At 41.3% G+C, this 13,252-nt stretch carries 9 protein-coding genes; all 9 read left to right on the forward strand.

What is annotated here, in order from left to right; translation table 11 throughout:
- The first annotated feature begins 2 nt into the window (after positions 1-2).
- The 9 genes from nirB (at position 3) to CYQ88_RS03465 (ending at position 13,199) form a co-directional block, all read left to right on the forward strand.
- Positions 3-2,543 carry a nitrite reductase large subunit NirB gene (gene nirB / locus CYQ88_RS03425; RefSeq protein WP_101839946.1) on the forward strand — a complete coding sequence of 847 codons (2,541 nt, stop codon included), beginning with the start codon at positions 3-5 and terminating at the stop codon, positions 2,541-2,543.
- 33 nt (positions 2,544-2,576) lie between these two features.
- A complete protein-coding gene (locus tag CYQ88_RS03430) occupies positions 2,577-3,803 on the forward strand; it encodes a hypothetical protein (protein WP_101839947.1) in 1,227 nt (408 codons plus the stop codon).
- Between the two features lie 139 nt (positions 3,804-3,942).
- Positions 3,943-4,263, forward strand: coding sequence for a nitrite reductase small subunit NirD (nirD, locus tag CYQ88_RS03435; RefSeq protein WP_101839948.1), 321 nt, complete (start codon positions 3,943-3,945; stop codon positions 4,261-4,263).
- Positions 4,264-6,987 (forward strand): nitrate reductase, encoded by a 2,724-nt coding sequence (locus tag CYQ88_RS03440; RefSeq protein WP_101839949.1) that lies wholly within the window; start codon positions 4,264-4,266, stop codon positions 6,985-6,987.
- A gap of 9 nt (positions 6,988-6,996) precedes the next feature.
- The gene (gene cysG / locus CYQ88_RS03445) at positions 6,997-8,439 is read left to right on the forward strand and encodes a siroheme synthase CysG (RefSeq protein ID WP_101839950.1); all 1,443 of its coding nucleotides are present in this window, start codon (positions 6,997-6,999) and stop codon (positions 8,437-8,439) included.
- On the forward strand, positions 8,436-9,476 hold the full coding sequence (locus tag CYQ88_RS03450) for a glycosyl transferase family protein (protein ID WP_101839951.1): 1,041 nt from the start codon (positions 8,436-8,438) through the stop codon (positions 9,474-9,476). Before cysG ends, CYQ88_RS03450 begins: the two co-directional genes overlap by 4 nt.
- Positions 9,460-10,704 carry a molybdopterin molybdotransferase MoeA gene (locus CYQ88_RS03455; RefSeq protein WP_101839952.1) on the forward strand — a complete coding sequence of 415 codons (1,245 nt, stop codon included), beginning with the start codon at positions 9,460-9,462 and terminating at the stop codon, positions 10,702-10,704. The genes CYQ88_RS03450 and CYQ88_RS03455 overlap by 17 nt, the downstream gene beginning before the upstream one ends.
- Positions 10,698-11,288 (forward strand): molybdenum cofactor guanylyltransferase, encoded by a 591-nt coding sequence (locus CYQ88_RS03460; RefSeq protein WP_101839953.1) that lies wholly within the window; start codon positions 10,698-10,700, stop codon positions 11,286-11,288. The genes CYQ88_RS03455 and CYQ88_RS03460 overlap by 7 nt, the downstream gene beginning before the upstream one ends.
- Before the next feature lie 1,056 nt (positions 11,289-12,344).
- Positions 12,345-13,199 (forward strand): hypothetical protein, encoded by an 855-nt coding sequence (locus tag CYQ88_RS03465; protein ID WP_101839954.1) that lies wholly within the window; start codon positions 12,345-12,347, stop codon positions 13,197-13,199.
- The last annotated feature ends 53 nt before the right edge of the window (positions 13,200-13,252 follow it).

Consider the following 13,252-nt stretch of genomic DNA (forward strand, 5'->3'; position numbering starts at 1 on the left):
AAATGAAACAGCATATTGTTGTCATTGGTAATGGAATGGTGGGTCACAGTTTTCTCGAAAAGCTTATCGCCAGTGAAGTATTTGGAAACTTTGAGGTAACGGTTTTTGGGGAAGAGCCACGCAAAGCCTATGACAGAGTTTATTTATCCTCCTATTTCTCTGGAAAAACAGCTGAAGACTTAAGCTTGGTTAAACCGGGATTCTATGAAGAAAATGACATTCAACTGTACTTGCAAGATAAGGTTATTGATATTGATCGTACTCAAAAAACCATTACCTCCGAATCCGGACAAAAAGTATCGTATGACAAGTTGATTTTAGCAGCAGGGTCTTATCCTTTTGTACCCCCTATTACAGGAAATGATCGTGATGGCTGTTTGGTTTATCGCACCATTGAAGATTTGGAAGCCATTAAATCTGCCGCTGCTAATGGCAAAACCGGTGTGGTTGTTGGCGGTGGATTATTGGGGTTAGAGGCCGCTAAAGCGCTGAAAGATCTTGGTTTGGATACACATGTGGTTGAATTTGCGCCAAGATTAATGCCCGTCCAATTGGATGAAGGAGGCGCGGGATTACTCAAAAGGAAAATTGAGAATCTAGGTGTGCATGTCCATGTTTCAAAAGCAACGCAAGAGATTATAGAAGGAGAAAAATGTCTTAATAAAATGGTCTTTTCCGATGGGGAATCTCTGGAAACCGATATTGTTTTATTTTCAGCCGGTATACGTCCACGTGACGATTTAGCAAGACAGGCAGAGTTAGCAATTGGGCCTCGTGGTGGTGTTGAAATCAATGATCAATGCTTGACGTCAGATCCTAATATTTATGCCATCGGCGAATGTGCGCTGCACAACGGTATGATTTATGGACTGGTTGCACCAGGTTATGCTATGGCTCAAGCGGTAGTTGATCAATTGAACTTAACGCCCGCCAATTTTGAAGGTGCGGATATGAGCACCAAGTTGAAGTTAATGGGGGTCGATGTTGGTTCCATCGGAGATCCTCATGGTAACGATGAGAGTGCCTTGTCTTATGTCTATGAAAATGGACCGGAAGAGGTCTATAAAAAAATCGTAGTTTCATCAGATGGCCAAAAATTATTAGGCGCTGTTTTGGTAGGCGATGCAGAAGATTTTAGTAATCTCTTGCAAATAATGCTGAATGATATGACGTTGCCTGAACACCCAGATTCCTTAATTCTTCCTAACCGGGATGGTCAAAGTAGTGACTTATTTGGCCCTGATGCCTTACCGGAAACCGCTCAAATTTGCTCCTGTTATGACGTGTCTAAAGGCGACATCATTCAAGCGGCTGAAGCAGGGTGTTGCACAGTTTCAGATGTTAAAGCATCCACGCAAGCAGGGACTGGTTGTGGTGGCTGCGTTCAATTAGTGACCAATGTCTTAAACAATGAACTTGAAAAGCGTGGTGTGGAAGTTAATACCGACCTTTGTGAACACTTCAGCCATACCCGTCAAGAATTGTTTCATATCTGCCAGGTGGAAGGCATTAAAACCTTCGAAAATCTTATCCAAAAGCATGGTCGTGGGCATGGTTGCGATATTTGTAAACAAACCACAGGCAATATTTTTGCCTCGTTATGGAATAGCTATGCTTTGGAACCTGACAAAATCCCACTGCAGGATACCAACGATAATTATTTGGGTAACATGCAAAAAGACGGGACTTACTCTGTAATTCCTCGGGTACCGGGCGGCGAGATAACGCCCCAAAAATTAATCGTTCTGGGTCAGGTAGCGACCAAATACAAACTGTACACAAAGGTTAATGGGGGACAGAGAATTGTGTTGTTTGGGGCGCAGATGAATGACCTTCCTGCGATCTGGAAAGAGTTGATTGATGCTGGATTTGAGTCGGGACAAGCCTATGCTAAAGCGCTCAGAACGGTTAAATCATGCGTGGGTTCTACCTGGTGTCGTTATGGTTTAGATGACTCAGTGACCATGGCGATCGATATGGAAAATCGTTATAAGGGGCTTCGCTCACCCCATAAAATCAAAATGGGTGTGTCGGGGTGTACGCGTGAATGTGCCGAAGCACAGGCAAAAGACATCGGTTTGATTTCAACGGAGGAAGGTTGGAATTTATATGTGTGCGGAAACGGCGGAATGAAGCCCCGTCATGCCGATTTATTTGCAACAAAACTGACTCAAGAAGAAGTCTTCCGTTATGTTGATCGGTTGTTAATGTTTTATATCAAAACGGCTGATCGCTTGCAAAGGACAGCCAGTTGGATGGATAACTTAGAAGGTGGATTAAGTTACTTGCAAGAGGTTGTGATTCAAGATTCACTAGGTATCGGCGAGTCTCTGGAAGATCAAATGAAACGTTTGCGTGAAACTTATGAGTGTGACTGGAAGCGAGCCATTGAAACCCCGTCTTTCACTAAAAGATTCCGTTCATTTGTGAATGTGGATGATAAGGCCGAGCAGTTGTTTGTTCAGGAGCGAGGACAAATTAGACCTGCGACCGAGCAAGATAAATTGAACGGAATTGCAGTTCAAGTAAAAGAAATCGCTTAACTTAGAAAGAAATAATATAAGGAGACCATCACAATGAACAAAAAGCTTTTATTAACAAACATTCAAACCATTTTAGTCACGTCAACTATGGCATTAACCAGTTTTGGCCATACTTCTGTAGCCCATGCCAATGGCCTAGCAGAAGCCATCACTGGTGGAACCCCCTCTGTCAATCTTCGCGCTCGCTATGAAGGCGTGACACAGGAAGGTAAACAGGATGCAACAGCAATAACCGAACGACTATTAGTCGGCTATAAAACCGGCAGCTATAACGGCTTAAGTGCCTTTGTTGAAATGTCAGATACTGCAGCCATCGGATCCAGAAAGGACTTTCTCGTTCCGCTTGGACCTGATGCCGGTGGCGATACCGCAAAAGCCGTAGTACTTGACCCATCCTTAACACAACTCAATCAAGCGCTTCTTCGTTATAACACTGGAAGTTCGAGCGTGACACTGGGTAAACAACGCGTTATTTTCGACAACCGCTTTCTAGGGAATGTCGGCTGGCGTCAAACGGAACAAATCTATACAGGGCTTTCAGCCAAGTCGAAGGCGATTCCTAATGTCAATATGGATTATGCTTATATCTCTAATGTGAGCAATCCCGTTGGCGTTCAACTTAAAATGGCTTCCCATGCAGTTCAGCTCAAAACCAAACCAATGAGCTTTGGGGTTGTAACCGGATATGGTTACTTTTTAGATTATGATCTTGCTGCCAAAACGGATAGTCAAACCATCGGTGCCCGATTAAAAGGGAAAACCGGGATATCAGAGAGTCTAAAACTACACTATCACTTGGAGTATGCCTCACAAAGCGATTTTGCTGATAGTAAAAACATTGGCGGAACCTATACTCGTGGCGAAATTGCTCTTCAAACCAGTTATGCAAAATTCTTAGTTGGACAAGAAACCCTGGGTGGTGATGGCAAGAGTTCTTTTCAAACCCCACTGGGAACCGTTCACCTATTTAATGGTTGGGCAGATATGTTCATTGGTCCGGTGGGCGGAACGCCAGCCAATGGGCTAGTTGATAACTATTTAACCGTTTCAGGCAAAGCAATGGGGCTCAAACTGGCCGGTACCTATCACCAATTTAGCGCCCAAAAAGGTGGTGATCAATATGGAAGTGAGTATGACCTGCTAGTTGCCAAGAAGTTTTCGAAAACCTATCTGGCTGGCATTAAATACGCATCCTATACGGCAGATACCCATTTGAAAGATACTTCCAAACTTTGGATATGGGGACAGCTTAAATTTTAAGCGCAATTCTTTTCTTAGAGACTTTTGCACGAGAAAAGCTTGAAGCCAAGTCAAATTAATACAGTCTGTAATGCAGTTGACATGAATAAAAGCGGTCAAACCTGGCCTATCTTGAAACCTTATGGAGAGGGATAATGAGATGAATGAGTTTAGAAAAGTTTGTCAAGTGTCTGATTTAGTGAGTAACTCTGGCGTAGCGGCATTGATAGAAAGTCAGCAGGTTGCCTTATTCTACGTTGAGGATGAAGTCTTTGCCTTGAGTAACTATGATCCTGTTGGTCAGGCCAATGTGTTGTCTCGCGGTATGGTGGGTGACCTAAAAGGAGAGTTAATGGTGGCTTCTCCGTTGCAAAAACAACATTACAGCTTAAAGACTGGGATTTGTTTGGACGATGAGACGGTTTCAATTTCTAAGTTTGAAACAAAGATTGAAAACCAATCTGTCTGGGTAAAGCTATAAATGAACCGTCCTGTGTTTTTGAGCTCTGAAGATGTCGAAACAACCTGTCCTTACTGCGGTGTCGGGTGTGGTATGACTGTTTCTTCTAAAAAATCATCAACCGAGAGTGAATCGTTTGAAGTCAAAGTTACAGGTTCGTCTGCCCATCGGGCAAATTATGGCAAATTATGTGTTAAGGGATCATCTGCCGGCGAAACAGTAGACTTTACAGGTCGGATGTTACATCCACAAATTGATGGCAATATCGTCGATTGGGAAACCGCTTTGAATGATGTTGCTAAGACATTTCAAAAAACTATCTTAAAATACGGTGCCGATTCCGTCGCCTTCTATGTCTCAGGTCAGTTCTTGACGGAAGATTACTACGTTGCCAATAAATTGATTAAGGGCTTCATGGGAACGGCCAATATCGACACCAACTCCCGTTTATGTATGGCATCAGCGGTTGTCGGTTATAAACGCGCGTTTGGATCCGACACAGTGCCTTGTTGTTATGAAGATTTAGAGCACGCCGATTTGATTACCTTGGTGGGATCCAATACGGCCTGGGCGCATCCCATCATTTATCAAAGAATCGTGGCGACTAAAAAGCAAAATCCGAAACTGAAAATTGTGGTAGTCGACCCGCGCAAAACCGCAACATGCGACATTGCAGACTTGCATCTTGCCATTAAGCCGGGCATGGATGCCGCCTTATTCAATGGTTTGTTGGCGTACCTTAATCAGCAAAATGCACTGGATCTGGATTATATTCAAGAGCATACCGAAGGGTTTGAAAGCGCATTGCAAAAAGCAGATGAACTGCAAGGCAATGTATCGGATTTGGCGACACAATGCGATCTTAATGAGACGGATTTACGACAGTGGTTAGATTGGGCGTTTCACACTCCAAAGATGGTGACGATGTACTCGCAAGGTATTAATCAATCATCCTCTGGAGTAGACAAGTCAAACGCGATTATTAACTGTCATTTAGCCACAGGCCGAATCGGGAAAGAAGGTATGGGGCCGTTTTCGATTACCGGACAACCGAATGCGATGGGAGGGCGCGAAGTTGGCGGTTTGGCGAACCAACTTGCGGCGCATATGGATTTTAGTGATCCAGATAATATCGATCGGGTTGCGCGTTTCTGGCAGGCCGAAAATATGGCTCAGAAAAACGGGTTGAAAGCGGTCGATTTATTCCACGCTGTGGCTGAGGGCAATATTAAAGCCATTTGGATTATGAACACCAATCCGGTCGTCTCGATGCCGGATGCGGATAAAGTAAAACGCGCTCTGGAAAAATGTGACTATGTTGTCGTGCAAGATTGTATGCAAAATACCGATACGACCCGAACGGCGAATGTGTTGCTTCCTGCTACGACATGGGGAGAAACTGATGGTGCCGTGACCAATTCCGATCGAACCATTTCGATTCAAAGACAGTTTATGCAAGGACCGGAAAATGCCCGACCTGATTGGTGGATCTTGTCTGAAGTGGCCAAAAAAATGGGATGGAAAGACGCCTTTAATTATGACTCCGCAGTGGATATTTTTAGAGAACATGCACAGTTATCCGGCTTTGAAAATAATGGTTCGCGTGATTTTGATATTTCAGCATTTTCAAACATTACTAAACAAGAGTATGCCGACTTCAAACCGATTCAATGGCCTGTGAATGCCTCTGCTCCGAATGGAAAACAGCGTATGTTTTCAGAGGGCCGTTTTTTTACGCCTTCAAAAAAAGCGCAATTTATTGCCATCACCCCTTATGCTCCCTTGAGTCAACAAACAGAAGACAAGCCTTATGTCTTGAATACCGGTCGTGTTCGGGATCAATGGCATACGATGACTCGTACGGCTAAAACAGCTAAGTTGATGGCACATAAAAATGAACCATATATTACGCTTCATCCAGATGATGCCAGCCTCCATCAGTTATCAGAAGGTGATTTAGTTAGAGTCTCAAATGAACTTGGACAGTTGATTGGACGCGTTGACATCAGTGGGTCACAGCGTCGGGGTGAAATTTTTGTACCCATTCATTGGACCAGTCAGTATGCCAGCCATGGCCGGGTGGACACTTTGGTTAAGGATAATGTCGATCCACTATCCGGACAGCCAGAATCAAAACACGCCACCGCCAAAATCGAACGTTATTCAGCTCAGTGGCAAGGGTTTATTTTAAGCAAAACGGCGATTAACCCTGAATTGTTTGACGATGATTATTGGGTAAAGATTACAGGTAAACAGTTTTATCGGTATGAAATTGCCAGCGAGAGAGCATTGAAAAATGCCCAGGCGTGGGCAAAAACCATACTGTCTTCCTCAGAGGATACAGAATGGATTGAATATGATGACACTTCATGTAAGCAGTACCGTGCCGCATTAATTGAAAACGGTCAACTTCAAAAAGTATTGTTTATGGCTACGGATCACAAAACGCCTAGCCGAGATTGGTTGGGTCAACTATTTGCAGCCTCGGAGATTTCTCCTATAGAACGTCGCAGTTTATTGGCCGGTAAAGCGAGCGGAGCGAAAGATCCGGGGCGAACTATCTGCTCTTGCTTCGGTATCGGAATCAACACCATCATTGAAGCGATTAAAACACAAGATTTAGTCAGTGTTGAGGCCATTGGGCAAGCACTTAAAGCTGGAACAAACTGTGGTAGTTGCGTTCCGGAGCTAACAGAAATTTTAGCGATTGAATTGAATTCAGATATTTCTGAGAAAACAGGGTGAGAGGCGTGTATGGATTATTTACCGATCTTTATGAAAATTGAACAACAACATTGTTTGATTGTAGGAGGGGGGGCGGTTGCCGCAAGAAAGGCAGATTTGTTTATCAAGTCAGGTGCCATCGTCACAGTCGTTGCACCTAAGTTGGGAAATGAAATGACATTTCATTTAGCTCAGGGAAAAATTATCTGGCACATGAACACCTTTTCTACAGCCTTAGTGTCAGAGCTACCGCGACCTAGCCTGGTTATTTCCGCAACAGATGATCAGAACGTCAATTTATCTGTTTATGAAACGTATCGTGCACAGTCTATTCCGGTCAATGTGGCAGATCAAACGGATTATTGTGACTTTATTCTGCCTGCAATTGTAGATCGTTCTCCGATGACGATTGCGATTTCGACGGGAGGACGCTCTCCCGTATTAGCACGTTATATGAAAGCTCGTTTGGAATCCCTGATTCCTCACAGTTTAGCTAAAGTGGGGGACATTTTGGGTCGTTATCGTCAAGTGATAAAAGATCGGGTTAAAGATCCAGAAGGACGAAGATATTTTTGGGAAAATCTATTAAATAGTGGAACTTTTTTGAACCGAGTGTCAAAAGATCAGATTGAAGAGGCGTGTCATTATCTTGAAGAGCAAATGGCAATTACCAGTCAAGAAGATTACCAGCCTGTTGGTGAAGTTTACTTAATTGGAGCTGGTCCTGGAGACCCAGAGTTAATGACGTTGAAAGCTCATCGCTTATTGCAAGAAGCCGATGTTGTGGTTTATGACAGACTGGTTTCTGAAGAGATTCTAGATATGGCTAGACGAGAAGCAGAACGTATTTATGTGGGGAAGCGATCGCGATGGCACAAGGTTCCTCAGCCAAAAATTAATGAACTTTTATTGCGGTTAGCTCAAGAAGGTAAAAAAGTGGCTCGTTTAAAAGGAGGGGATCCTTATATTTTTGGACGCGGCGCTGAAGAATTAGAGTTATTAACTGAACATGGAGTTAGCTTCCAAGTCGTTCCTGGTATTACTGCAGCTGCTGGTTGCGCCGCATCCTGTGACTTCCCTTTGACCCATCGAGATTATTCACAATCAGTATCATTTGTAACGGGACATCAGCAAGCTGGCGCTGAAAAAATTGACTATGCTAGATTAGCGCAATCGGGAGATACGATGGTGTTCTACATGGGGATTAAAAACAGTGCTGAAATTCAAAAAGGATTGCTTACGCAGGGCATCAATCCGAATATTCCAGCTGCAATTATCGAAAACGGCACTCGAAGTAATCAGAAAATTACCATAACAACGTTAGAAAGATTATCTAAAACAATTCAAGCGCATCAGGTTAAACCGCCTTCTCTATTGGTGATTGGTGAAGTATTAAAAGTTCGCGAAAAACTACAGCAAAATTTGAAAAGCGTTTCTAAAGGGGAAACTCTGCTGGAGGTGGTAGCAGTATGAACGAATCTTACCCATTCAGTAAATATTTAAGAATTCTTGGCAAAGGACCCAAAGCGCGTAGAAACTTGACTGAGGCAGAGGCGTCTAGAGCTTTTGAAATACTATGCAATGGTCAAGTAACGGATCGCCAGTTGGGAGCTTTCTTATTGCTAATGAGGGCGAATGGTGAATCTCAAGATGAATTGAATGGATTTTTAAAACAAGCTAAGTTGTGTATGAATGATTTATCGGGTGCAGAAACGCCAGACCTTGACTGGGGTACCTATTCGGGGAAATGGCGTTATCCCCCTTACTTTTTGTTGTCATTGAAAATTCTTGCAAATAATGGGTACAAGATTCTGTTACATGGTGATCATGGGCAGTTTGAAACGAGAGCTTATGCTCAACAATGGCTTAAAGATTTGCACTTTCATGAAATAGAAGTTGCCCACTTGTCATCATGGGAGGAGAGTCAGGTTAACTATTTGGCTTTGCATAAATTTGCACCCCTGTTAAGAGATATTCTTCATTTAAAAGAAGAACTCGGGGTTCGAACAGTTTTTAATACCTTAGTGAAACTTCTAAACCCTTATCACGCACCAGTTTCTATCCAAGGGATCTATCACAAAGGTGTTGAGAGACTCCATCATTCGGCAGCAAGCAAAATCAATCAACAATATAATTTGGTTTTCAAAGGTGAGGGAGGGGAAGCTGAAATTCGTCCGGATGCCTTGACGACTCTATACTTTTCTCTTCCTAATGATCAAACCCTGGCTGAAATAAAGGTTCCAGCGGTTATAGAGCGCCAAAAACGGCCAGAAGTCTGGCATCATAAAAACCTAATTGATCTTTGGAAGGGTTCATCAAGCGATTTGTATGGAGAGCAAAGTGTGATTTGTACCACCGCAGTTGCTCTTATGAGTATTAAATTATCAAAAATTAAGGAGCCTGAGCAGGCAAAAAATTTAATTTATTCCGCTGATTTTTTTTCCGACTCATATCAACAGGCTTCATCTATGTGGGCGCAAAGAGGTAGTAGTTATGTTAAAGCAAGTTAATCCAATAAATATCGAATATCAGGATCTGCGTCAATGGCTATTACAACAAGTAACAGCGATTTCTGAGACACTCAATTTATCCTTGATTGAAGCCCATAATCGAGTCTTAGCTCAGGATATTTATTCAGATATTAATGTCCCAGCCTTTACCCAAAGTGCCATGGATGGCTATGCCTTTCACAGTGCCGATGTTTCAAAAAAAATGCAAGTAATTACAACACAATTTGCCAAAAAAAATTCTGAGCCACTTACGTTGAAACCAGGTCAAGCGGTAAAAATTATGACGGGAGGACAGCTTCCTATTGGAGCTGATGTTGTGATTCCACGAGAATATGCGATCATTGAAACTCTGGAAAATAAGAGTTGGTTGCAGAACCCTAATGCGCACGAAAAGATCTGGAATAGCGGGAAGCATATTAAAGCTGTTGGATCTGATGTTTCCAAGGGGAAATGCTTATTAAAATCAGGACAGTTTTTGGGTCCAAAGGAAATTGGACTTTTGGCATCTTGTGGGGTTCATCAAGTAGAGGTTTTTCGACAAGCTAAGGTGGCATTATTGTCAGTTGGCGATGAGCTTATCGAGCCAGGAGAAACCCTAAAAGAGGGTGAGGTTTACAACTCAAACCAGTTTTTATTGCAAAGTTTTTTGCAAAAGTTGACTGTAAAAATCAAAACTATAGAATCTTTACAAGACGATATAGCGGTTCTTGAAAAGCGTCTACTTGAATTAAGTTCTGAAGTCGATGTCATCTTAACTATTGGTTCAAGTTCAATGGGAGATAAAGATTGGTTACCAAAAATTCTAGAAGTTTGGTATCAGAAAGAGATGAATCAAATCACTTCTTTTAAGCGTTGCAAAGTGAATATGCGTCCTGCCAAACCTTTTTTATTTGCAAAGGTTAAGGGAGCGTCATTGATTTCTTTACCAGGTAATCCACTGGCTTGTTACTTCAGCTTTCAACTGTTTGCAAGGCCATATTTAGAGCAATTGCAAAACATTTATTTTCATGAAAAACCGCAACTAGCCATTATTTCGGAATCCTTTAATCCCCAGCCTTTTTGTCGATGGATTTTGGTTGTTGAGGATGGCAATATGGTGTCACCAATTCATACTTCGACGAGTAATTTGATTGCGCTGCAACAGGCTGATGGCTTTATAAAAATTGAGGATAATCAATCAATTGAAGTAGGGCAGCAAGTTGAGTTTTATGGGGATTTCTTATGTTAGGGGTTGCTATCTTGGCCGGTGGCGCTGGCAAAAGAATGGGAGGATTGGATAAGGGGCTTTGCCTTTATCAAGGTGTTTCTTTTATCGATCATGTCATAGCAGAGATAGAATTTCAAGCTCGCTTTCTGGATGAACCTGTTCAGATTGTGATCAGTGCTAATCGAAATATTGATGTCTATAAAAAAAATGGGGTTCCTGTGGTGACAGATTTAAGAGGGGGGTGTTCAGATTTTCAAGGACCCTTAGCAGGTATTGAAGCAGTTTTAAGCTATGGGGTGACACACCAAGTTTCTCATTGGATAGTCGTTCCAGTCGATTCTATTAGGTTGCCTTCTAATTATTTACAAGGACTCATCGCCACTCAGTTACAAGGCTCGCAAAAGCAAGTAGTCGTGATGAGCGTGTTAGGTATTCGCCACTATTCTCACCTTTATTTACAGGGTTCAAAATTGGCATCAATTAAGCATTATTTAGATAGAGGTGGCCGATCAATCAAAGGATGGGTTGCTGGATGTGGACATACGTTTGTTGGTATGAATTTAAAGGATTCAAACCTGTTGAATGTGAATTCTGGTAATGTCTAAAAACAGCCCTTGATTGGTATAAACAGAGCACTATAAATACATTTCAGCAATTCTATCCAGTTTGGCATAACTTGGGTTAGTTGTAATGGTCAGTAAAAATTGTAGGACTTCTGAGCCACATTTTGTAACCCCTCAGAAATAAAATTGGACGAACGCATTATCGCAATACGATGTTCCAATACAGATCAAGTATTACAAACAGAAAGTACCACTCATTAGCTTTGGTGTGTTTGTCTGTTTCCAATCGAATAATCAATCGCCCATTGGGGTTCCTTACAGAACTACTCATTTGAACCGAATCAGGCATTTCAGAATCAGATGATGCGAAGGACTCTCTCCATTCTGTCAACCCTACCTTGGCTGATTATTCCATATCCAACTTTTTTTCATGATTTATGATTTACCTGATTTGATTGCATGTGTTAAATATATCATTTAATGATTCGATTAGGGTATCTAATCGAATCAATACCTTGTATCTGATGTCATATTCACTGTTTACATGAGCAATCCACGCAATATTCTAGACAGTGGCCTAGAACAGGTCCATCAAAAAGTTAACCTCTGAGTGGCTCTGATTAAGATGTATAAATAGGGGGTTATAAAAAAAGTTTATGGCCTATCAATAAAGCTCTTTGGAAGTTTTAAAATTTCTTGCTAAGGTCTAGATACTTTGAGATAAATTTCAACTTTATATATTAAGTCAAAATGCGCTAACAAAAATTAACATTGCTAGTTTTAAACTTTCCTCGAAAACAACTCTCCCAAACAAATTGTCTTGACCTGAAACTATAAGGAACAGTTTTCCTTGTTAATTATTTACGTGCGCTAAAAAGTCTTTTTTAACCCTTTAGATAAGACGAAATAATTGATTATGTTGGTTGATGGGCTGAGCTTTTTTTTTCTTAGTTATAAACTTTGACTTTACATGTTAACTCAAATAAAAACTAAATAAAACAACATGTTATAAGATATTTTGTTTTGCTATTCCTGTTCCAGCTTAATAAAATCATTCTGGAGAATTTAAGGTTAAATTAATTTTAAAAGGAGCAAAAATTGAAAGGTTTTAAAAAATTTGATATTGTAAAAATTGACGGAAAGGAAGCCTTGATTATCGGGCTCGTTCCTAACGAGATTTTCAGCTCAACCGATGGAAAACTTTCATTCACACCTAAGACCTTGTATGATCATGCCGAATTCACATTGAAAATTCTTGGTGGAAAAAAGCACATCAACTTCGATCTGCAGGCCTATTCTTTTGGTGAAAAACTCTACATCATTTCTACAAACCTCAAACTCAAATCCGAGCAAATAAAATCGAACATCCAAAGCAAGCTAGATTCAGCGAAAAAGAATGCTAGTTTGATTCTAGAAAACAGCGGTCAGGAAAGCCAGAAAACCGTTTTCCTACCAGGAGATCTGCGCGAAGATCCAGAAAGGTCAGGTGATCCCGAGTTGATTGATGGTAAGTTGACTGTCAAAAACAACATAGAAGTTCAAACTCTTCTCGAGATTCAAACAGAGCTAAAAAAGCGTGATGTAGTAATTGACGGTCAAACTTTTGAAAAAATCCCAAAAGACGGAAATCTTTTCTTAGCAAAGGAAGATTTAAGGGATATGAATCAAACAGTTGAACTTAAAATTGAGGCAATTGATTTTTCTAAAACACGACCAATTTTTAAATTTTCAATTGTTGACAAATCGATACTAGAAAAAAACAAGCAATTGGTCAAAGTGAAGCTAGTCGAATCGCTAATGGATTCACAGGAGCTTCTTGAGCTGATCTCTGACTTAAAATTTCCACCTGATGAGCGTCCAACTTTCACCGCTGAGTGCGACCTTGAAAAAATCTATGATGAAAACAAAGGCTTGGTTACTATCAAAGCAATTACTCTCAAAAAAATTATTTAAATTTTTAACATGGCATCAAGCTTTTAAGAGCTAAAAATAGCTCTTAAAAGTTC

The sequence above is a fragment of the Hydrogenovibrio sp. SC-1 genome, from assembly GCF_002848135.1.
In the GTDB taxonomy this organism is placed as follows: domain Bacteria; phylum Pseudomonadota; class Gammaproteobacteria; order Thiomicrospirales; family Thiomicrospiraceae; genus Hydrogenovibrio.